This window comes from Mesorhizobium sp. M1E.F.Ca.ET.045.02.1.1 (assembly GCF_003952485.1).
Taxonomy (GTDB): Bacteria; Pseudomonadota; Alphaproteobacteria; order Rhizobiales; family Rhizobiaceae; genus Mesorhizobium.
The window spans coordinates 6,270,211-6,291,088 of sequence record NZ_CP034447.1 but is presented as its reverse complement, the minus strand read 5'-3'; the positions used below and the strand labels follow the sequence as shown (position 1 = coordinate 6,291,088).

Genomic DNA, 20,878 nt, shown 5'->3' with positions numbered 1-20,878 from the left:
CGCCGGTTTTGAACCCGCTCCGGTCGCGGCATGCACGGGCAAGGAGCCTCAGGCGCAGTCCTTCAGCTCGACCACTTCGACGCCGAGGCGGAAAGCCTGTCCGTCGGCATAGGAGCGCGCATATTGTTCGGCTTCGAAGGGGAAGATCAGCGTGGTGCCGTAGGCGGTTACGCGCACCGTCCACTTGTGGCCCTTGACGAGTTCGACACCGTGAAGCTTCGCCGTCACCATCTCACCCTCCTCCAGTCCTGCACGCTCGCGACGCAGAGATAACGTCGCGGAAGTCATTTGAGTACAAATAATCCGACCGAATTATGTCGCTGGCGCGTCGATTCCGACATTTCGCTTGGCGCTTCCGTGAAATGGATCACGCTCGGTCCTGCCGGAACCCGGGACAGCCCCGGAGGTTAGAGTCACGAAGTCACAGGAGGCTGCCATGATCCGCAAGCTGAAATCCGGCGAATACCGTCTCTATTCGCGCAAGGTCGATCCGAGGACAGGCAAGCGCCGCAACCTCGGCACCTTCAAGTCGCGGGAGGCCGCCGAGAAGCACGAGCGCGAGGTGCAGTACTTCAAGCGTCACTAGCGGCTTTTGAAGTCCGCTGGCAATGATCGGCTCTTTGAATGCGCAGCGTCATCGCCCATGTCGCAGCATTTCGCGGGCAGCAAGCAGGTGCGCGCTCTAGTCCGTCGTGTCGTCGCCGTTCGAGCGTGAACCAAGCGCGTGGGCTTCGCGCTCCAGCACCGCGCGATCATTGCCGTATTTGGCAAAGAGTTGCCGAGCCTCAGGGATCGTAAGCTGGAACTTCCTCGCGAAATGGGCGACGTCGAAATCCTCGCCGATCGAGAGGTGATCAGTGGCATCGCGTGAGCTTTCATTGCCTGACATCGGAATATTCCTCCTGCCAGAAGAAAGGCGCGCGCGACGGCATGGTTCCGAGTTGTTCCCAAGCGATGTTCTGACAGACGCTCGAGACCCGCGGCCAATCCGTTAGGCGTCGGCAGCGGCTCTGGTGGTCCATTGTAATATCCTACCCTGGGGGATAGGATATCGATCATGACGATACACAGCTCGCATCCCGATATCATCGCCCGGCTCAAGCGCGCACACGGCCATCTGGCCGCCGTGCTCACCATGTTCGAGCAGGGGCGTTCCTGCCAGGACCTCGCGCAACAGCTTCATGCCGTCGAAAGCGCGGTCGGCAACGCCAAGCGCGAACTGATCCACGATCATATGGAGCATTGCCTGGTCGAAGGCGGCGAGCCGACCAGGGATATGCTCAAGGAACTGAAGCAGCTCACCAAATATCTGTGAGGCCGCCATGTGGGCAAGAATTCTGGATTGGTTCGGGTTCGGGTCACATGGTCATGGCCATGGCGGGCACGGCCATGATCATCACGGTCCGCACAGCCATACGCATGGCGTGATCGACGCCACGATCGCGACGACCGATCACGGCATCTGGGCGATCAAATGGTCGTTCGTGATCCTGGCGCTCACGGCCGCGCTGCAACTTGTCGTCGTCGTATTTTCGGGCAGCGTGGCACTGCTCGCCGACACCATCCACAACGTTGCCGACGCGACCACCGCCATACCGCTCTGGATCGCCTTCGCGCTGGCGCGCCGCAAGCCGACCAGGACCTTCACCTATGGCCTCGGCCGCGTCGAGGACCTCGCCGGCATCGCCATCGTGCTCATCATCCTGGCGAGCGCCTTGGTCGCCGGATACGAGGCGATCGACCGCCTGCTCAACCCCCAGCCGGTGCGGTTCCTCGGCTGGCTTGCCGCTGCCGGCATCATCGGCTTCCTCGGCAACGAGGCGGTGGCCGTATTCCGGATCCGCGTCGGCCGTGAGATCAACAGCGCCGCGCTGATCGCCGACGGCTATCACGCCCGCACCGACGGCTTGACCAGCCTCGCCGTCGTCATCGGCGCGATCGGCGTCTGGCTCGGCTTTCCGCTGGCGGACCCGATCATCGGCCTCATCATCACCCTCGCCATTTTCGGCATCGTCTGGCAGTCGGCGCGCTCGGTGCTGACCCGTATGCTGGACGGGGTGGAGCCCGGCCTCGTCGCCGAAATCCACCACGCGGCCGAACATGTCGCGGGCATCGACAAGTTGGTCGAGGCGAAGGCCCGGTGGCTAGGCCACAAGCTGCATGTCGACGTGGCGATCGCTGTCAATGACGGGCTGCTGCTCGCCGCCGCGAACAACATCGCCGCGTCGCTGAGAGCCGAGCTTTTCGCGCACATCCCGGCCCTCGATGTCGTCACGGTGCGCTTTGCCGGGGCGCAGGCCGAAGGTGGCCACCATCACGCGCCCGACCCGTTCCTGGTGTCCGGCAAGCTCGCCAGCGGGCTCCTGGAGATCGTCGACACGCCGCAGGGCGAGCGCATGCGCCTGCGGCTCTCGCGCCACGCCGAGGGCCTGCGGGCGAACATCGCCATCGAGCGGTCGGGTGGCGGGGTCGAGCGCCTGCCGCTGTCGCCGCTCGGCGGCGACCACCATTATCTGCAGAGCCTGGTCGCTCCGGCCGAGCCGCATGAATTCAGCGCCAGGCTGCAACTGGTGGCCGGCGCCGACAGCGAGGATCTGCCCTTCGCCATGGCCGAGCCGGACGGCCACCGTCACGGGCACGCGCATGGATGATACAAGCGCTCTTTGATTACCAGCGCGAAATCTATCTGGCGGTGGCGCAGCATCTCAAATCCTTCGCCGCCGATGGCAGTTGGCCCGCCCTTTTTGCCGTGCTGCCGATGGGTGTGGTGTTTGGCGCCGCCCATGCGCTGACGCCGGGCCACAGCAAGACGCTGCTTGCCGCCTATGTCGCCGGCTCGCAGGTGAGGCTGTCGCGTGGATTGCTGGTATCGCTGGCGCTTTCCCTCACGCATATCGCGCTTGCCGTCCTGATTGCGCTGCTGGCGTTGCCGTTGGTCTCGATCGCGCTGGGCAGCGTCGGCCGCGCTCCGGCGCTGGAAGCCCTCAGCCGCGGGCTGCTCGGGCTCGTCGGCGTCTGGATGATCTGGCGCGCGCTGCGCGGCCGACACCAACATACTGCCCATGAAGGCGAAGCGGTTGGTGTCATGGCGGGGCTCATCCCGTGTCCGCTGACGCTTTTCGTGATGACTTTCGCGATTGCGCGCGGAGTGCCATGGGCAGGCCTCGTCTTCGCGGTCGCGATGATGGCGGGTGTGGCGATTACCCTTGGCATCGTCGTCGCCCTTGCGGTCCTGTTCCGCAAAGGCTCCGTCGCTGTCCTCGACCGGTTTGGGTCGAGCACAGCGGCCGTCGCGACGCTTCTGGAGGTCGCGACCGGGCTGATCCTCATCGGCGCGGCGCTGCACCAAGCGTTCGGTATCTAGCTCGAGCCGGCCGCCTGCGAGGACGAAGAAGGTTTCCGCCGCCGCCGCGTGAGCTTCATGCCGTCGCGCATGTTGAGACCGAGCAGCGTGATGTTCGTCGCGCCCGCTATCAGCTCCAGCGCCTGCACCGCGTAGAAGGCGGTATCGAACTCTCCTGCCTTGGCCTTGGAGGCGAGGAACAGCGCCGCCGGGATGAGAACCAGAAGACCGTTCGCGGCAATGAGCGGCATTCGCTTCAGCTTCTTGCCGATCACGCCGGTTCGCACACCCTTCGCCAAGGCGAAGCCCGAGCCTCCTGTCACCGCCAACATGGGGATAAGCAAGAGGAGACCCCACGGTATGGCCGTCTTGACCGCGATGACGGTTGCCTCGGACGCAAACAGTTCGCTGAATGCCGTCGACAGCCAGAAGGTCGCGATCGTGAGGAGCGCGAGTGTGCCGGCCACCGGATGGATGAGCTTGGTCATGGCTTTTCCTCTAGGCGACGCAGATGCCCGGCACCCCGACCTTCTGGAAGAGATGCGGCATGGCGACTGCCGAGGATGGATAGGCCGAGAGTTTTGCAACGAACTCCGGATGCGTGAACGCGGCCCTGAAGTCCGCGGTCGATTCCCAGACTGCATAGTTCAGATAAGTCGGACTCTCGCCGATCGCCCGGTGTAGCTGGGTCGAGATGAAGCCCGGCTGCCGCTTCATGAAATTCGCATCCTTCTCCCAGGCCTGGAGGAAGGTCGGCTCGTCCGCGTTGTCCAGCGTGAAGACATTTCACGAGCACGAGGGGGGCGGCTTCGAGGCCGAGCTGGCGTTCGATCGGGAAGGCGGGATCAAGAGGACGCCTATGGGACATGACAGTCTCCAACAATTTGGTTATATGATGTCAATCTGGTACGATCGATCCCTATCTAATTGACATTATGATGTCAAATAAATTCTATGGTGACGAAATGGATGCAAGCAGGCGAACCCTCACTGGCGATGCCTTGACCGACCTCATTCTCGACCTGTTCAGGGTCAACAACCTGATCTTGACCTGGGGCGACAGGCTTGTGGCGCCGCTGGGGCTCACAAGCGCCCGCTGGCAGATATTGGGTGCCATCGTTGCGGCGGACCGGCCGCAGCCGGTGGCTTGGCTCGCGCGCGATCTTGGCGCCAACCGCCAGAATGTGCAGCGCATCGTCAACGACTTGGTGGCGGAAGGGGTCGTCCGGTTCGAGCCCAATCCGCATCACCGCCGCGCGCACCTTGTCGTGCTGACCGATAGGGGACAGCAGACATACGACGACGCCATCGGCTTGTACGACCCACGGGTCAACGCGCTCGCGGACGGGTTTCCCCTCGAAGACATCCGGACGGCCGGCCGCGTCATGAAGGCGCTGCGGAAGAAGTTCGAAGGCGATGAAAAAAATGCTGGAGAGCAGACCTGATCGCTATGGTTCGACGGCAGGCGGCGCGGTGTGCGGAAACGGGACCGCCCGAGCCGGCTGCGATTAGAAAGCGCTAACGGAACGGAAACGCCTTGCTGCTATGGTGCGGCGTCTGGGCAGGGGAGGCTGAGCCCCGTCGAGGAAGTTTCGGGACGAGTATATCATGGCCACTTTTCCCCACGTCGAGCGCCGTCTTTTTGCGCGAGAGTTCGTGCTGAAGGAGGCCACGATCGTCACCGGCGACGCCAGCATCAGGTGCTCCATCCGCAACCAGCACGAACATGGCGCCGAGTTGCGTGTCGGTGCGCAGGCGGAACTGCCGGACCGCTTCACGCTCATTGTCCCTGACGACGATGCCGTCTACCGCGCCGTGGTGCGCTGGCGCCGCAACGAGCGCGTCGGCGTCCAGGTCTACAGCAATTCGCTGAAGGGCTGACGTCCCAAGGGCGCAGCTCCACTATTCAGTTACACGGGCTATCCGGCTCAACGGCAATGTTCGACTTGTGGCGTCCGGTCGCTCATACGGGGTCGGCATCTGCCATTGTCTCGACTGCCGCAAGAAGGTATTGCGGCCCGCGCCTTGGTCGCCAAGCTACCGCCGCCAGAAGTCGCGGTGCGCGGAGAGAAGCTCGTCCTCGATTTCGGGGAAGGGGCCGTGAACCTCGATTTTCTTCTGCCCGGAGCCGAGCACAACGCGCGAGGACAGGCTCATCGTCGGGTTTTCGGGATGGTCGCCAGTCAGCGCGAGAAGCTTGGTCTCCTCGAAGCCGTAGACCAGTCGACCGATATTCGCCCAGTAGAGCGTTCCGGTGCACATCGCGCAGGGCTCACCGGTTGAAACCAGCGTGCAGGTCCAGAGAAACTCCGGCGAATAGGCAGCCGCCGCACGCCGCGCGAGCTCGGTTTCGGCGTGATGCACGGTGTCGATATTGGCTTGGCGCATGAGGACCGCGTCGTCGGGGCCGACCAGCACCGCGCCGAACGGATGATGGCCATGCGCGACCGCGCCGCGGGCAACGGCATCTGCCTCGAATAGGTGAGCGATCATCCGGTCGCGCGTCATGTCGCGCACTTTATGGCGCGTGAGGCGGCGTGGGAAGGGGCGGCCAAGCTATTTGGATCTTGTCGTCCGTGATCAGGTCCCAACCGGTTTGCAAACGTGCCGACGCTCGCCGACGTCGAGGAATTCGGCCGCTGTTTCGTCTTGAGGCCGCATCGCTTCACAGATAGCGGCGAACGCTGGCCTTGTAGGCGCGGTAGGGCTCGCCGAACTTGCGCTCGAGATAGGCCTCCTCGCGCAGCACCACGCCGAAATGCAGGATGAGGAAGACCGGGACGACAGCGAGCACGCCCCACCAGGTGTCGAAGATGAGCCCGATCCCGAGGAGCAGGCCCATCAGGCCGACATACAGCGGATTGCGGACGAAGCGGAAGGGGCCGCTGGTGACGATGGCGAGCGTCGGCTTCGTGGGTTCGATATTTGTGCCGGCGCGCTGCATCGTCATGCGCCCCCACGCGATGATGGCGATCGCAAGGGCCGCAAGCACGATGCCCAGCACCGTGGTCAGTGGCCGGCCGCCGATCGCGAGCGGAAAGACATGGCGCAGCGCCAGCATCAGGATCAGCGCCACCAGGAACAGCAGCGGCGGGAACACCGCTACTTCGGGATTGTCCTTCTCGTCGTTCATGGCCATTTCCGCGGGTCGACCCACACGTCAATACCGTGCCGCTACTATGCGTCCGCAAGTGCCGCGCGGCAATCGGTGATGGCGCCTGCCAGGCGCATCCCGTCCGCATCGCCGGGACGCAACCCTGTCGTCTCAGTGGCCGGCATATGCCGGCTGCGTCTTTGGCGCTGCTCGAAAAGCGCTTCGCCGGCCGCCTACTTGTCGACCGCCAGCGTCTCGTTGAGCACGGCGGCGAGATGCAAGCCGCCAAGCGCCAGCTGCTGGACGGCTTCCGGCGAGAACCTGTCGAAATAGGCCTGGTCGAGGATCACCGCATGCGGGTTGTCCGCCCTGATCGACGTGCCCCTGGGCAGCGCGCGGTAGGCGTCCTCCGCAATTGCGTGGCACGCGGCCAGCCATTTCTCCGGCGTCTGCTCGGCGGCAGGCCTCGGCGCGAGATTGGGGATGACGTCGGTCTCGAGATCGAGCGCGACCTTGCCCCAGTCATAGTATTTGAACAGGATCAGGCTCGAATCCCACACCGCGTGGAAGGTAGAGAGGTCGCGATAGGTCGAGCCGTCCGGCTTCGGCCGCGAGACGTTGAAGGTCACCGTCAGCGTGTTGCCGCCCTGGTCGCCCTGGTTGCCGTCCAGGCGCTCGACGCAGTGCAGCGGCTGCGACAGGTCGCCGACCAGATGGATGACGAAGGCGAGCGCCTGCCAGCGCTCCTCACCGCTTTTCTTCGGATCGGCGAGGATCTTTTCCTGCGCCGGCAGCGCCTTCATCAGGCAGGTGCCGAAGGTCGCGTCGTCCTTGCAGTCGCGCGCCGGGTCGTAGGCGGTGGTGCTGGCGTTCGCGTCGCCCGGCCTGGAGGCGAGCGGAATGTCGACGAAATGCCAGTTCGACGTCTCCTTGTGGTTCTCGGCGCGGTAGTCGTCAGGCCAACTCGCGACCGAGGCCAGCGAAACCGTCGCCGGCGGCTTGAGCTTGAGATGCGAACGCAGGAGCTGCTCGATCACGTCATAGGCGTTTTGGCTCAGCCTATGCTGCGCGATCTCGGCGATCACCGCATGGCCTTCCTGGCCCCAGGCCAGCGCCTGGCCGCACATCGCCATCGTCGCGAGCCAGGAAACCGCCGCCGCTTTCCAGTCCACAGTCCTGCGTCCTCGAAGTTTCGACCTCGGGAAGTACAACGCAGGCGCGTGTTAGAGACAAGCGGATTCCTTATCGAAAGGATGGTCCGGCAGTCGGTGGACTCCTCGTAAACTAGCGCCGCCGCTTCGCCTGGATGTTCCGCGCCGCCTGCTCGATCGCCGCGCGGTCGTTGCCCAGCCGGTCGAGCAACTCCTGCGCTTCTCCGCTGCTTATGCCGGTGTGCGTTGCGAGCGCCTCTGCCGTCAGAATGTCCGAACTTGAGACCTCGCGCGTTTCAGGCAGTGCGTCGTCCGCCGTCAGCGGCAGGGCCGCCTCGCGATCGATTTCCATCTCGGCTTGGTGCCAGTGCCGCTCATGGTCGCCGTGGATGCTGCCTTCGCGTTGCCAGATTTCATAGGCGCGCTGCCTGATCTTCTCGATCCGATCGTCATCCATTGCCGTGTCCTCCGTGCCTGTCACTCAACGCAGGGCAGGGCGGAACGATCCGTGGCGACGCGATGACCAGTCGCCTTGGAGGCCTTCAGGATCGCCCGTTACATCCGCGCCCTGGCTGAAGTGGGATCGTAGGGCGAATCCGCAATGACTTCGGCAGTCTTCCATTCCCCCAGGATCGCAACGTCGAGTTTCGTGCCGGGTTTGCAAAAACGCTCCGGCAACAACGCCAGCGCCACGTCATGCCCGAGCGCGTAGGCGTAGCCGCCCGACGTGATGCGCCCGACCAGCTCGCCGTCGATGTAGAGCCCCTCGGAGGCAAGCGTGCTCGCGCCGTCGGTTTCGATCTTGAGTGTGACAGAGCGGCGCTGGTTGTTCCGATCCTTATATTTCAGGACCGCGTCGCGTCCGACGAAATCGCCCTTGTCGAGGCGGATGAAACGCTCGAGCCCGCTCTCCAGCGCGTTGAGCTCCGGGTTCATGTCGCGGTACATGGCGCGATAGGATTTCTCCAGCCTGAGCGACTCCAGCGCATGCAGCCCGACCAGGCGCATGCCGTGCTTCTCGCCTTCCTTCAGAATCGCATCCAGCAATTGCCGCTGGTAGGCCATCGGATGGTACAGCTCCCAGCCGAGCTCGCCTTCGTAGTTCACACGCAGCAGCCGCACGTCGCTGGCCAACGCGACGCCGCCGGTCTTCACGCCGAACCAGGGGAACTTTTCGTTCGAAAGATCGATCTCGGTCAGCGGCTGCAGCACGTCTCGCGCGTTCGGCCCGACGACCGTGAAGCAGCCGCGATCGTTGGTGACGTTCTTCAGACTGACGCTGCCGTCCGCGGGCAGCAGTTTCGAAAGATCGTCGAAGTTCCAGCGCTCCGCGCGCGGCGTCGAGATGAGGTAGAAGCTGTCTTTCGCGAGGCGCGCCACCATGTACTCTGCCTGCACGCCGCCTCTCGCCGTGAGGTGATGCGCCAGCGTCACCTTGCCGACCGCGGGCAGGCGGTTGGCGATGATCCTGTCCAGCCATGCAGCCGCGCCTCGTCCGGACACCTCGAACTTGGTCATCGGCGTCATTTCGACCAGGCCGACGGCGTTGCGCACCGCCAGGACTTCCTCGCCGACGAACACGCCCTTGGGCGTCCAGCGCCAGCTATGCTGGTCCTTGGCCTCGACGCCCTTCGGCGCGAACCAGTTGGGCATCTCCCAGCCGTTGAGCACGCCCCACACCGCGCCGAGCTCGGTCAGCCGGTCATAGGAGGGCGCGGTCTTCTGCGGACGGGCGGCGGGCATGTCCTGCCCAGGATATTTCTGCTCGGCGTGGGTGCCCCAGGCTTCGCGCACCTTTTCGCGCGTCCAGGGCTTGTTGGCGTAGTCGCCGAAGCGGCGCGGATCGAGGTCGGATGTGTCCAGGCTGTTGCCGCCCTCGACGATCCGCTCCGACAGATAGTAGCCGATCGTGCCGCCCCACAGGATGCCGCCCGGCACGCCCTCGGCCAGCCAGACATTGGGCAGGCCCCAGGCCGGTCCCATCAGCGGAAGCTCGTCCGCCGTCATCTGGAAGGGGCCGCGCACATTGGCCTTGATGCCCACGCGTCCCAGCGCCGGGACGAGCTGCAGGGCCTGCTCCCAGTTCCACGACACTGCCTCGAAATCCTCCTCGACGAGATCGGCGCCGAACCAGGAAGGGACGCCGTCCTCGGCGAACAGCTTCAGGTTTGCGGTCCGCTCGTAAGGGCCGAACAGCAGGCCGTCGCCTTCCTCGCGTAGATAACCCTCGAACCCTTCGTCGCGCAGGATCGGCATTTCGGGCCGACCCTGCCGTTTGCGATCGATGACCTCCGGCACGGCTTCGGTGATCCAGTACTGGTGCAGGATCGGAATCGCCGGGATTTCGAGGCCGAGCAGCGCACCGGTCTGGCGCGCGTAATTGCCGGTCGCGCAGATCAGGTGCTCGCAGGTGACGTCGCCCTTGTTCGTCTGCACGAGCCACTCGCCACCGGGCGTCCGCTTGAAGCCGGTGACCTCGGTGTTCAAGTAGACCTTAGCACCCAGATCCCGCGCGCCTTTGGCCATGGCATGCGTCACATCGGCCGGCGCGATATGGCCGTCGTCCGGGTGGTAGAGCGCGCCCAGCATATGGTCGTTGTCAAGAAGCGGGCAAAGTTCCCTGACCTCGGCCGGCGTCAGCAACTCAGCTCGCATGCCCTGGACTTCGGCCACGCTCATATAGCTCTTGAATTCGTCGAGCCGGTCCCTGGAATTGGCGATGCGCAACTGGCCGCATTTGTGCCATCCGACCGGCTGCCCCGTCTCGGCCTCCAGCCCTTCATAGATCTCGATGGTCTTCCTGATCATCCGGCCGACATTGATGTTGCGGGCATAGGAGGGGATCAGGCCCGCCGCATGCCAGGTCGAGCCGGCCGTCAGCTGGGTGCGCTCCAGCAGCGCGACGTCGGTCCAGCCGCGCTTGGCCAGGCCATAGAGAATACCCGCGCCGACGCACCCGCCGCCAACGACCACCACCCGCGCATGTGTTTGCATCAGGCCACCAATTTTCGAGCGTCCGGAGAAAGACCGCTGTCGAAGCTACAGGCGCGAAAAGGCCATGTAACGACTTCAAATATTTGGGGTCATGATAAATAGGGCTTATGCATCAGTTCGCCCGGCAGTTTTCCCGACTTGGTGGGACCTCAGGCAGTCGGCTTAGCCACCGGCAGCTTTCTCTTTGACCGCTTGTGCCTGGCTTGCCAGTGCGACGGCGAGCACGATTGTGTCACCTGCGCTGATGTTCCTGGTCATGTGGCCAGCCCCCGTGGTGTCCTCGATGAGAAGCACGCTTCCGGGGGGGAATTTCCTCGTTTCGCCACTGGTGGCGGTAATCTGATACTCCCCTAGCACTGTTACGAAGGCCATACGACGCGGGGCTGTGTGAGGGACGTCGCCTTTCCAGGTCGGCACCGCACCCATCCAGAAAGCCTCCGAGGCGGGCGACAGCTTCGCGGCGTAAAGCGGTTCGGCCGGTGGCGCGGCAAAGCCAAGCTCGAGCTCTGTCTCCACATCAACGAAGCGTGATCCTCCGTCTGAATCTGCAAAGATTCTTGAGTAGCGCATGCGCATGATAGCGGTTCCTCACATGTCGATCTGCGGCGTCTGCCTCGCGCCGGTTCAGGCGTTCCCGCCCTGACCTTGGATGGCCGCAACCGGCAGTGTGGTTCGGTTGGCGATTTAGTCAAGAAGTCGCTAATATATAGCTCGAAGGCGTGCCGGATTTGCAGCAGGGGTGGTAGAGGTTCGCAACGACTGCCGTTTCACTGCGCTTGCCCGTCCTGCGCGGTCTCGTCCTTGAAGTCGACCTTCGTACCCGGCTTGACCATGGCAGCGAGGTCTTCGGCGTCCCAGTTGGTCAGCCGGATGCAGCCATGCGAGAAGGTCGTGCCGATCTTGCCGGGCTCGGGCGCGCCGTGGATGCCGTAGCTTTCGATGGAGAGATCGATCCACACCGAGCCCACCGGATTGTTCGGCCCCTTGGCGATGGTGAAGGGCCGCTTGCTCCTGACCCCTTTGAAGGCGAATTTCGGATTGTAGCGATAGGTCGGGTTGTGCACCACGCGCCGGACCTCCGCCGTGCCGCTCGGCGCCGGCTTTTCCTCGCTGCCGATCGAGGCGGGGTAGACCGCGAGCGGCCTGCCCGACGGATCGAGCACCCGCACTTGGCGAGACGCCTTGTCGACCTCGACGCTCGCGACGGCCGCTGGAGGATCGCCGCGGCCGACATCGGGCACGACCAGGGTCGTGTCGGCTTTCCTGAAACCGTTGCCGGGATTGAGCATCCGCAGCACTTGTTCGCTGACATGGAAGCGCTCCGCCAGTCTTTCCCGCGCGTTGCGGTAGCCGAGCCGCCTGAGGTGTGCCATCCTCTCCATCCGGGTGGGGATACGCTTGGTGAAAGGCCCGCGCACGTCCTTGGGCCTGACCTCGTAGTTGATCAGCACCGGGCCGGCGAACGTCGCCGCGAGCTTGTCCCAGGTCTCGCGCGTGAGCTTGCCGTCCGAGGGCAATCCGCTCGCCGCCTGGAAGGCCGCGACGGCCTTGGCAAAATTGTCCGAAAGGCGGCCGTCGATCAGGCCGGGGGAGAAGCGGGCGCGATCCAGAAGGATCTGCGCCTTGAGCAGCATCGGATCGACGCCCTTCGGTTCGCCTTCGCTGAATTGCGCTTGGTTGACAGCGTCGAGGTCCAGCTTTGTTGCCTGCGTCCCGCCGCATGCAAACGCGAGCGCCACCGCGACGACAAGAAGGAGCCTGATCATCGTGCTGCTCCTCGACAGGAACCTGTCTTTATGACGCGGCACGGCCGATCTGGTTCCTGTCGCGGAAGCGCTTGAAGATCATCCCGGATGTGCAATTTTGGCCATAGGCGTTTGAATTTAAAGCTGGAACCAGTTCCCAAGAACGCGAACTGCTGGCATAATCGTCCCAGGGCCTATGCATTTTCTGATTCCATGGCCCCCCGTCCTGGGTAACCGGCGGCCCCCAACGCCCCCCGCCCACGCCGTCGGTTGCCCCATTGCCGCAGGAAGTGCAGGCTGGCTGCCATGTTTCGAAGGCAGCAAGGCGCTGTGCAGACGGTCGCTGAACTCAGCCCGGCCCGATCTCCGAAAACAACCAATCCCGAAAAGCCTTCACCTTGCGCTGGCGGATCGCCTCTGGTGGGTAGACGAGGTAGAAGCTGGAGACGGCTTTCAACGCGTGGTCGAAAGGCCGAACCAGCCTGCCGGTGGCGAGGTCGGCCGAAACCAGCATGGTGCGGCCAAGCACCACGCCTTCGCCCTGCACGGCCGATTCCACCGCGAAGGTGGCGGAATCGAAGGTGAGCCCGCTGTTCGGGTCGACGCCCTCGACGCCGGCGCTGGCAAGCCAAGCCGCCCAGTCGATCCGATAGCCGTCGCGGATCAGCGTGTGATGTTTGAGGTCCTCAGGCTTCTTGAGCGGATGCGGTCCCTCCAGGAGCCTGGGGCTGCAGACGGGAAAAACCTCCTCGCCGGTGAGGAATTCCGACGTCAGCCCCGGATAATCGCCGCTGCCGTAACGGATGGCGACATCGATGCCGTCGCCGCGAAAATTGGTGAGCTTGCCGGTGGTCGAGACGCGTACGTCGATGTCGGCATGCGCCCGATGGAATCGGTAGAGCCGGGGCACCAGCCATTTTCCGGCAAAGCCGTCCGACGTGCTGACATTCAAGGTCGAGCCAGAGAGGCGGGAGGTCGCCGTGTGGGTGGCGACCGAGAGCTGGTCGAGCGCCTCGCGCACCGCCCGCGCATAGGGCTCGCCGACAGGGGTGAGGCGCACCGAGCGCGTCGCGCGCTCGAAGAGCTGCACGCCGAGCTGGTCCTCGAGATGTTTTACCGCGCGGCTGACGGCGCCATGCGTGACGTTGAGCTCGTCTGCCGCCCTGGAGAAATTCAGGTGGCGCGCGGCGGCCTCGAAGGCCGGCAATGCATTCAACGGCGGCAGCTTGCGGGTCACGGCGAGAAAGTCATTTGTGAGTGACGGTAACAAATACTTGCTAAATTTTGGTTTGTCTGTCGAGCTTTTGCCAGCCAAAAATCCTCACAGGATTTGTGATCAAAAATCACGAGGCAAACGTGGCTACCGTTCATCCCTTCCTCTGGTTCAACCTCGATGCCGAAGAGGCGCGCGACTTCTATCTGTCGGTGTTCAGGAACGGCCGGGCGCTGGGCGCGATCGAATTCACCGACTTCGTCGGCGGCACCAACGGGACGGTGCCGCACGCGATCTTCGACTTCGAGCTCGAAGGGCAGCGCTTCACCGCGCTCAACGCCGGCGGGGTGCCGCCCTTCAATGAAAGGATCTCGCTCTACGTCGAGACCAGCGACCAGGCCGAGACCGACTACTACTGGAATGCGCTGACTGCAGGCGGCGGCTCGGAAAAACCCTGCGGCTGGCTCAAGGACAAATTCGGCGTCTATTGGCAGGTCATCCCGGAGCCGGCGCTGCGCCTGATGAACGATCCGGACCGTGAGAAGGCCGACCGGGCGCGGCAGGCGATGTACAAGATGAGCAAGATCATCCTCGCCGATATCGAAGCGGCCCACGCCGGCCGCGCATAATTTTCAACCCCATAGCTGGAAGACGGAGGACCCCATGACCACGCTCAGGGACAAGAAAATCATCGTCGTCGGAGGCAGCTCCGGCATCGGTTTCGGCGTGGCGGTGGCAGCGCTCGAAGGTGGCGCTAAGGTGGTGATCGCCGGCCGTTCGGCGGACAAGCTGAAGGCCGCCGTAGCGAAACTCGCCGGGGCAGGGCGCGTGATGGGCGTTGCGGCCGACATGGCCAACGAGGGGGACGTCGCCCACCTGTTCGACGAAGCCGGCGCCTTCGATCATCTGGTGGCGACGGCCGGCACGCCGCCGCCCAACTATCCGATCGGCGAGGCCGACATGGATTTCGTGCGCCAGTTCGTCGACGGCAAGCTGGTCGGCGCCGTGATGCTGGCCAAGCACGCCGTGCGCACGCTGAGGAAAGGCGGCTCCATGACCTTCACCTCCGGTATAAACAAGGACCGACCGCCGGTTCCCGGCGGCTCGGTCGTCTCGGCGATCGCCGGCTCCTTCACCTATTTCGCCCGCGCGCTGGCGCTCGAGCTTGCGCCGACCCGCGTCAACATCGTTTCGCCCGGCTGGGTCGATACCGAGATGTGGGACGAGATCGTCGGCGAGGCCAAGGCAGGCTATTTCGACCAGATGGGCGCCCGCATCCCGGCGGGAAAGATCGCGACACCTGCCGATGTTGCGCCCGCCTATCTCTATCTGATGCAGAACGCATTCATGACCGGCGAGACGATCCACATCGATGGCGGGCAGCGGCTGGTCTGAGCGGGCAAGGCAGAAGGCTGGTTCGAAGTCCGGTTTCGACCCAAGCGCCCTTTGTTTTGGCCGGGAGCTAACCAGTCCTCACGCTGTTTGCCTTCCGTAGATGCAGCCGACGCGTAGCCGGACGTCTGTCTACGGAGCTTCGCCGATCTTCAGCCTGTGATGCCGGCGCCCTGCATATCGGCCCAGATGCCGCCCGCCCGCCGCCGATGCAGACCGCGGTGGCCTTGTTGGGCATTCACGGACTAATGGCTTTTCTAGCAGAACGCTAATATACATGATGCTCGAGCGTGCAGCGCCTCCGCATATTCGAGGAATGCCATGCGAAGGTTCATCCTCACAGCTATGTGCCTTGCCGCCGCGACAGGCGCCAATGCTCATGATTGGTACGAAAACAAGGTCGATCCGGTAACGAAATTCAAGTGTTGCGGCGGTTTTGATTGCCGTCCCATACCGCAGTCGTCGGTGCAGTCCCGGGTCGACGGCGGCTACGTTTATTTGCCCGATGATTTCAACATCCCGCGAGACCGGGTGCAGGAATCGCCGGACGACCAATACCATATCTGCGAGAACAACTACGTCATAACCAATCAGCCCTATTTGCGCTGTTTCTTCGCACCACGGGTGAAGGTCTCTCTACTGCCCTCGCGTTGAGGACGCGACCGGGGCAGGCGCGCCGGCAGCCGATCGGCACACCCAGGCAGTCGCGCCGCCGGTCCTTCGAATTTCGCCGACCTCACCTCATCGACATCAGATCGGTCCAGAGGCTGGCTCCTACGACGAACTTTCGCTGATCGGACTCTGAGCAGCCGATATCTTTCAACTGGTCGGGCGTCAGGTCTGCTAACGCCCTGCGCCCTGCGATCGTGCGCCGCCAGGCCGTGCAGGCAGCGACTGCTGTCGCCATGCTGTTCGACGCTGCCCCAAGCAGCCGGTATTTCGATGCGCGGGTCTCCGCGTGAGTGTCCGTGTGTGCCATTTTGCTCTCCCGTTCCAGATTACGGTGGCAGCTTGTCACACACGCGATTTGCGGCTGTTCAGCCAGGCGTGAACCATTGGGGGCAGTCCGGCGGGCCGCCGTTAAATCCGCGTTAAATCGACCGGCGAAGATGCTATTCTGCCGGCGCGTTCGAAATTCGGAGGGGCGTCGTGCGCATCCGGTTGCTTGGCGGTCTCGAAGTGACTTCGGCAGAGGGGCAGCCCGTCCGCTTCGCAACGCGCAAGTCGGCGCTTCTTTTTGCCGCCCTGGTCCTGGCGGGTCGCCGCGGCCACCATCGCGAACGGCTTTGCGAAGGGTTTTGGCCGGGACGGGGCGATGCGCAATCGCGAAACAGCCTGCGCCAGGCGCTGGCCGACATCAGGCGATGGTTTCCCGCCGCCGCCAATGCGGCCATTTCCATCGACGGAGATCAGGAAACGGTGGCTCTGACCGCCGGCCCGGACGAAGCCGATATCTGGCTCTTCGAGCGCCAGCTCGCCGAAAGCGGGACGGCGGACCTCGCCTGCGCCGCCGACCTCTACCGTGGCGATGTGCTTGCGGGCGAAGCCATTCCCGACGGCCTGGATGAATGGTTCAGCCCATATCAGGTGAGATACCGGCAGAAGGCGCAGCAGCTGGCGGAGCGCCTGAGCCTTGCGCCGCCCGAAGCCGGATCCGCGGATGAAGCAGCTTGCGAACGGCTGGCGGAAAGGCTGCTTGCCTCGGATCCGACCGCGGAGCCTGCGCACCGGGCATTGATGCGCATCCATGCAGCGAGGGGCCACGAAAACGCGGCCTTGCGTCAGTTCGAGACCTGCCGCGCGGCGCTGAAGAAGTATCTGGGCGTGGAGCCCGAGGCGCAGACGCAGTCACTGGCGGCGTCGCTGCAAACGCGGAGCGGAAATCGCCCGACCACGTCGACGCACGACACCGCCCAGCCGGTCCAGCCTGTCGCCACGCCCGCGAGACCGCAAGACCAGCCATCGGTGGCGGTGATGCCTTTCGACAATCTCGGCGGGGCGGAGGACGAGTATTTCGCCGACGGCGTTGTCGAGGAGATCACCGCCGCGCTTTCGCGCATCCGGGATTTCTTCGTCATCGCACGCCAGTCCGCCTTCACCTATAAGGGACGCTTCGCCGACGTGCGCGAGGTCGGCCGGGAACTCGGCGTGAATTACGTGGTCGAAGGCACGGTTCGGCGGGGCGGCGACCGGCTGCGCATTTCCGTGCAGCTCGTCGATGCCGACACTCGGACACAATTGTGGTCCGAGCGCTACGAGGGCGCGACCGAGGACGTTTTCGAGTTCCAGGACAGGATCGCGGCGCAGGTGGCCGGCGCCATGCATCCGGCCATCCGCGGCGCCGAGATCGAGCTTGCCAGGCGCAAGCCGCCGACCAGCCTGCGGGCCTATGATTTCGTCATGCGCGCCTATCCGAACATTTGGGGCCGCCGCAAGGACACCAACGACCAGGCAATAGAGCTGCTCAAGAGAGCGATTGCCATCGATCCGGCCTATGGTCGCGCGCATGCGCTTCTGGCGTGGTGCTGCGCCTCGAACGCCGCGTATCTGTGGGCCGAGCAGCCGGAAAGGGAGCTGGAAAGGGCGCGCGCGGCGGTCGAAGCCGCGGGCTCGATCGGCGACGATCCGACCGCTTTGGCCGCCGCCGGATCGGCATTGAGCATGTGCGGCGAGCAGGAGCGCGCCACCACCTTCATCGAAAGAGCGCTCGCGCTCGATCCGAACAATGCTTGGGCATGGGCACGCCATGGCTGGATCGCTATCTACAAGGACGAAGCCGTCCGCGCGCCGGTTCCAGCGGGCGATGACGCTGAGCCCGATGGATCCGTTCGCATTCAACATGAGACTGGGAATGGCCACAGCCCTGGCCAAGACAGGTTCCCTTTCCCAGGCCGTCGCCATCGCCCGCGAGGTGATCGCCGCCCATCCCGACATCATCATGTCCTATCGATACCTCGCGGCCTGGTCGGCGATGAACGGCGACCAGGAGACCGCCCGCTGGGCCGCGCAAAAGCTGCTCACCGCCCAACCGGGCTTCACGATCGAGCGATACCGGTCGCTGCCTATCTTTCGGAACACGCCGGAATGGGCGGACAAGGTGGTCGAAGCCTTGATTCAGGCGGGATTGCCCGAACGCTGATCGCTTAAGATGCGATCGTCTCCGTTAACCATCGATTAACTATCCGATCGCCTTTAATTCGATCTTGGAGGATACTGATTTTGGAGCGAAACGGTGGTTCGCTCCGGGAGCCTGAACAGGAAAAGAGTCGTCGCACCGGCGCACTTGAGATGTTCGCCTGTAGGCGGCCGACCAAAAAAGCGACGGGACACCGTCGTCTCACGGGGAGGCGCAAGCATCGAAGTCGATGAGGAGCGCCAAAATGAAGATCGAAGAAGCAGTTACAGCGGTGACAGCCGAAGCGAGCGCACTTATGTCTTGCCTTGGCCAGCCCGTTGTCGCCTACCACGTCACCGAAATAATGAGGGAGACGGACGTGGAGCACGCTCGCGAGATGCAGCTCGCCTTGATGCGGCGAAGCGTCGAGGCTCTTGTCGATGATGGCTTGGAGGACGTCGCTGCCGAACATTTTGCATCGAAGTTCGATGGTCGCATCGGCTTGACCTGGAGACTTCTGCACTCGTCAGACGGCGCGCCGCACTGATCTCGACCGGTCCAGCGTCGGACGCTACCTCGACCGCCGTGACGCGCGCCCGATTTCAGGCGCGCGCCGGCAGCTTCGGTCGATTTGGCAGCTTCCTTCTACCAATCGAAGCAGCGGGGCAGGGTCGGGACGATCCGTTCGGCCGAACCTGCGGGCAGCCTCAACTCCGACGGCGAAGAGCCCGCCGGGGGCCTGCTCGCCCATCTCTACCCGGTGCCCCGTAAGCTGCTGAAATCCTTAACGTGATTTTCATTCCACTCGCTTAGCCATTTGGCATGAAATATTCCAAGCAGGCTGGTCCAGATTCCGTGCCCCAGGGGCAAAGCGAATCCGTGGAAGCGGGAATCCTGCGGGATCAGCTCGCCGATCTCAGGGTGGGGCTCTTCGTTTCGATGCCCGTCGGTACGGTCCTCTCGGCCCTGGTCCTGGCGGTGCAGATGCTTTCGGGTGGCGGCCTTGCGGCGGTGCTGTGGTTTGCGGCGGTCAGCCTGATAAACGGCGCTCGCATAGGACTTGCGCTTGCCCAATCGGATGTCCCCGATGGTGGGCCCGATGGCGGGTTGAAGCCGGTCGGTGCCCGACTTTCTCTCTACGGGATGCTGGCTCTGGCGTCGGGTATCGCATGGTCTTTTCTGGCCGTGCTGACGAACGGATACACCACTCCACAGGCGCCGCTCTATTTGGTCGTTCTTGCGGGTCTGTCGGCCGGTTCAGTCACCTACGGAGCATCATACGCGCCGGCTTCGATCAACTTCATGACGCTGCCGCTTCTGGTCACCGCCGGATGCGTGCTGGCGAAGGGCGATATCGAAAGCTACGTCCTCGGTTTCACGGTCCTGCTCTTTCTCGCGGGAATGATCAGGGGCTCGCTTCTCGGACAGGCGCGCTTCCGGGAGACGAGCCGCCTCAAATACGAGGCGAGGGAGTTCGCCGCCCGGATGGAACGGAACTCCAGGCGGGATCCGCTGACGGAATTGCTCAACAGGTATGGGCTCGAGCAGGCTATCGGCCAGCTCGGGCTTTCCGACGGTCCGTTCGTGGCCATGCTGATCGACTTGGACGGCTTCAAATCCGTCAACGACACCTATGGTCACAATGTCGGGGACGACCTGCTGGTCAGGGTCGCGCGCAGGATAGAGAAGCACGCGCCGACAGGGGCAACGATCGCGCGCATCGGCGGCGACGAGTTCGTGCTGCTTTTTCCCGCCGACCGGTCTCCGCATTCGACCGACGGGCTTGCATCCTCGATCATCGCGGCCATCGCCAATCCGGATCCGGCGTTGAATTCGGTGCGCGTCGGCGCGTCGATCGGTATCTATGTGTCGGACAAACCGCGATTGACGGAGATGCTGCTGCGGGCGGATTTCGCGCTTTACGCGGCCAAGCGCAGCGGCAGGAACGAATACTGTCTCTTCGATGCCGAACTCGACCATGGGCTCGAACGCAAGCACTGCATCGAGCGCGATCTGCGCGGGGCGATCGAAGCAGGCGCTCTCTGCTCATGGTTCCAGCCCATCGTGCGGCTGGATACCCATGCGGTCGTCGGCTTCGAAGCGCTGCTGCGGTGGCAGCACCCGGTCCATGGGGCCATTCCCCCGCCCGAGATCGTCACCGCGGCGCGTGAAACCGGTCTGCTTTCCCTGCTGACGGAGACGGTATTCCTCAATTGCTGCTCCATGGTCGAGGAGCTGGTGAGAAATGGGCGTCAGGATCTTCGGGTCGCGATGAATCTGTCGCCGCGCGAGCTCGAGGCAGGCAATGTCGATGACATGATATTGGACAGCCTGAAGACGAAGAATGTCCCCGCGGCCATGCTCGAGATAGAGATCACGGAAGAAGCGCCTGTGGATCGCGACAGGGTTGATGAAAAGCTGGAGCGCCTGGCGGATGCGGGCATATCGATCGTGCTGGATGATTTCGGCACCGGCTTCTCGACCCTGGTTTCGCTGAAAGACAGCCGCATCCATAAGATCAAGATCGACAAGAACTTCGTTCGCGATCTCGCCAGGTCCGTGGACGATCAGGCCCTCGTCAAAGCGGTCATCGATCTCGGGCGAACGCTGGGAATAGAGGTGATGGCGGAGGGAGTGGAAACCGACGCCGATCGCCTGATCCTGCGGTCGCTCGATTGCATGATTGCGCAGGGCTTTCTCTTCTCGGCGGCGCTTCCGATGCGGGATGCGCTTGCCTTCGAACCAAGGCATTTCGACAACTCGGCCGAAGCCAAAGCCGCCTTTGATTCCGCGGCGCGCCCATTGCGCCGTACCGGCAGCGCTGCCTGAGC

The 20,878-nt window shown here is 63.7% G+C and carries 23 protein-coding genes and 3 pseudogenes; 13 read left to right on the top strand and 13 right to left on the bottom strand.

From position 1 onward, the window contains the following. Positions 1-48 precede the first annotated feature (48 nt). Positions 49-231 carry a hypothetical protein gene (locus EJ070_RS30680; RefSeq protein WP_189350148.1) on the bottom strand — a complete coding sequence of 61 codons (183 nt, stop codon included), beginning with the start codon at positions 229-231 and terminating at the stop codon, positions 49-51. Positions 232-436: 205 nt separating this feature from the next. Here EJ070_RS30680 and EJ070_RS30675 point away from each other — a divergent pair, with 205 nt between their 5' ends. Next, positions 437-586 carry a hypothetical protein gene (locus EJ070_RS30675; protein ID WP_095770090.1) on the top strand — a complete coding sequence of 50 codons (150 nt, stop codon included), beginning with the start codon at positions 437-439 and terminating at the stop codon, positions 584-586. A gap of 96 nt (positions 587-682) precedes the next feature. On the opposite strand, the gene EJ070_RS30670 is transcribed toward EJ070_RS30675, so the two are convergent. Continuing rightward, positions 683-889 carry a DUF3606 domain-containing protein gene (locus EJ070_RS30670; RefSeq protein WP_126094703.1) on the bottom strand — a complete coding sequence of 69 codons (207 nt, stop codon included), beginning with the start codon at positions 887-889 and terminating at the stop codon, positions 683-685. A 168-nt stretch (positions 890-1,057) separates the two neighbouring features. Here EJ070_RS30670 and EJ070_RS30665 point away from each other — a divergent pair, with 168 nt between their 5' ends. From EJ070_RS30665 to EJ070_RS30655, 3 genes are read left to right on the top strand one after another with little or no spacing between them, the layout of a single operon-like run. Beyond that, positions 1,058-1,315 (top strand): metal-sensing transcriptional repressor, encoded by a 258-nt coding sequence (locus tag EJ070_RS30665; protein ID WP_126094702.1) that lies wholly within the window; start codon positions 1,058-1,060, stop codon positions 1,313-1,315. A 7-nt stretch (positions 1,316-1,322) separates the two neighbouring features. Next, positions 1,323-2,651, top strand: a complete 1,329-nt coding sequence (locus EJ070_RS30660; RefSeq protein WP_126094701.1) for a cation diffusion facilitator family transporter — start codon at positions 1,323-1,325, stop codon at positions 2,649-2,651. Further along, positions 2,648-3,364, top strand: a complete 717-nt coding sequence (locus tag EJ070_RS30655) for an ABC transporter permease (protein WP_126094700.1) — start codon at positions 2,648-2,650, stop codon at positions 3,362-3,364. The genes EJ070_RS30660 and EJ070_RS30655 overlap by 4 nt, the downstream gene beginning before the upstream one ends. Here the strand turns inward: EJ070_RS30655 and EJ070_RS30650 are convergent. Together EJ070_RS30650 and EJ070_RS30645 are read right to left on the bottom strand one after the other, a co-directional pair. Then, entirely contained in the window at positions 3,361-3,831 is a 471-nt protein-coding gene (locus EJ070_RS30650; protein ID WP_126094699.1) for a hypothetical protein, read from the bottom strand. The genes EJ070_RS30655 and EJ070_RS30650 overlap by 4 nt on opposite strands. A gap of 10 nt (positions 3,832-3,841) precedes the next feature. Further along, positions 3,842-4,211: pseudogene (locus EJ070_RS30645) on the bottom strand (antibiotic biosynthesis monooxygenase family protein). Between the two features lie 97 nt (positions 4,212-4,308). Here EJ070_RS30645 and EJ070_RS30640 point away from each other — a divergent pair. From EJ070_RS30640 to EJ070_RS30630, 3 genes and pseudogenes are all read left to right on the top strand, one after another. Further along, positions 4,309-4,788: a MarR family winged helix-turn-helix transcriptional regulator gene (locus EJ070_RS30640; RefSeq protein WP_126094698.1), complete on the top strand. Its 480-nt coding sequence runs from the start codon at positions 4,309-4,311 to the stop codon at positions 4,786-4,788. 163 nt (positions 4,789-4,951) lie between these two features. After that, positions 4,952-5,224, top strand: coding sequence for a PilZ domain-containing protein (locus EJ070_RS30635; RefSeq protein WP_126094697.1), 273 nt, complete (start codon positions 4,952-4,954; stop codon positions 5,222-5,224). Positions 5,225-5,264: 40 nt separating this feature from the next. Then, a pseudogene (locus EJ070_RS30630) lies at positions 5,265-5,348 on the top strand (GFA family protein); the annotation flags it as partial. A 32-nt stretch (positions 5,349-5,380) separates the two neighbouring features. On the opposite strand, the gene EJ070_RS30625 reads toward EJ070_RS30630, so the two are convergent. The 8 genes from EJ070_RS30625 to EJ070_RS30590 form a co-directional block, all read right to left on the bottom strand. Beyond that, positions 5,381-5,851, bottom strand: coding sequence for a nucleoside deaminase (locus tag EJ070_RS30625; protein ID WP_126095971.1), 471 nt, complete (start codon positions 5,849-5,851; stop codon positions 5,381-5,383). A gap of 157 nt (positions 5,852-6,008) precedes the next feature. Next, positions 6,009-6,476: an isoprenylcysteine carboxylmethyltransferase family protein gene (locus EJ070_RS30620; RefSeq protein ID WP_189350146.1), complete on the bottom strand. Its 468-nt coding sequence runs from the start codon at positions 6,474-6,476 to the stop codon at positions 6,009-6,011. Positions 6,477-6,670: 194 nt separating this feature from the next. Then, positions 6,671-7,609: a S1/P1 nuclease gene (locus tag EJ070_RS30615; RefSeq protein WP_126094695.1), complete on the bottom strand. Its 939-nt coding sequence runs from the start codon at positions 7,607-7,609 to the stop codon at positions 6,671-6,673. A gap of 112 nt (positions 7,610-7,721) precedes the next feature. After that, entirely contained in the window at positions 7,722-8,045 is a 324-nt protein-coding gene (locus tag EJ070_RS30610) for a DUF2934 domain-containing protein (protein WP_126094694.1), read from the bottom strand. 98 nt (positions 8,046-8,143) lie between these two features. Next, on the bottom strand, positions 8,144-10,582 hold the full coding sequence (locus tag EJ070_RS30605) for an FAD-dependent oxidoreductase (protein WP_126094693.1): 2,439 nt from the start codon (positions 10,580-10,582) through the stop codon (positions 8,144-8,146). Positions 10,583-10,744: 162 nt separating this feature from the next. After that, complete coding sequence (locus EJ070_RS30600) at positions 10,745-11,158, bottom strand: cupin domain-containing protein (protein WP_126094692.1); 414 nt, start codon at positions 11,156-11,158, stop codon at positions 10,745-10,747. A gap of 191 nt (positions 11,159-11,349) precedes the next feature. Further along, positions 11,350-12,348: a L,D-transpeptidase gene (locus EJ070_RS30595; protein ID WP_126094691.1), complete on the bottom strand. Its 999-nt coding sequence runs from the start codon at positions 12,346-12,348 to the stop codon at positions 11,350-11,352. A 328-nt stretch (positions 12,349-12,676) separates the two neighbouring features. Further along, on the bottom strand, positions 12,677-13,564 hold the full coding sequence (locus tag EJ070_RS30590) for a transcriptional regulator GcvA (protein WP_126094690.1): 888 nt from the start codon (positions 13,562-13,564) through the stop codon (positions 12,677-12,679). 119 nt (positions 13,565-13,683) lie between these two features. Here EJ070_RS30590 and EJ070_RS30585 point away from each other — a divergent pair, with 119 nt between their 5' ends. From EJ070_RS30585 to EJ070_RS30575, 3 genes are all read left to right on the top strand, one after another. Further along, entirely contained in the window at positions 13,684-14,169 is a 486-nt protein-coding gene (locus EJ070_RS30585) for a VOC family protein (protein ID WP_126094689.1), read from the top strand. Between the two features lie 34 nt (positions 14,170-14,203). Beyond that, a complete protein-coding gene (locus EJ070_RS30580) occupies positions 14,204-14,935 on the top strand; it encodes an SDR family oxidoreductase (protein ID WP_126094688.1) in 732 nt (243 codons plus the stop codon). A 318-nt stretch (positions 14,936-15,253) separates the two neighbouring features. Continuing rightward, on the top strand, positions 15,254-15,586 hold the full coding sequence (locus tag EJ070_RS30575; protein ID WP_126094687.1) for a hypothetical protein: 333 nt from the start codon (positions 15,254-15,256) through the stop codon (positions 15,584-15,586). Between the two features lie 82 nt (positions 15,587-15,668). Here EJ070_RS30575 and EJ070_RS30570 read toward each other — a convergent pair whose 3' ends face one another. Further along, positions 15,669-15,911 carry a DUF1127 domain-containing protein gene (locus EJ070_RS30570; protein ID WP_126094686.1) on the bottom strand — a complete coding sequence of 81 codons (243 nt, stop codon included), beginning with the start codon at positions 15,909-15,911 and terminating at the stop codon, positions 15,669-15,671. A 170-nt stretch (positions 15,912-16,081) separates the two neighbouring features. On the opposite strand from EJ070_RS30570, the pseudogene EJ070_RS30565 reads away from it, so the two are divergent. The 3 genes and pseudogenes from EJ070_RS30565 to EJ070_RS30555 all read left to right on the top strand — a co-directional run bounded on the left by EJ070_RS30565 (position 16,082) and on the right by EJ070_RS30555 (position 20,876). Further along, a pseudogene (locus EJ070_RS30565) lies at positions 16,082-18,071 on the top strand (BTAD domain-containing putative transcriptional regulator). A gap of 241 nt (positions 18,072-18,312) precedes the next feature. Beyond that, positions 18,313-18,594: a hypothetical protein gene (locus EJ070_RS30560; RefSeq protein ID WP_245464721.1), complete on the top strand. Its 282-nt coding sequence runs from the start codon at positions 18,313-18,315 to the stop codon at positions 18,592-18,594. A 332-nt stretch (positions 18,595-18,926) separates the two neighbouring features. After that, complete coding sequence (locus tag EJ070_RS30555) at positions 18,927-20,876, top strand: bifunctional diguanylate cyclase/phosphodiesterase (RefSeq protein ID WP_245464720.1); 1,950 nt, start codon at positions 18,927-18,929, stop codon at positions 20,874-20,876. Positions 20,877-20,878: the final 2 nt, after the last annotated feature.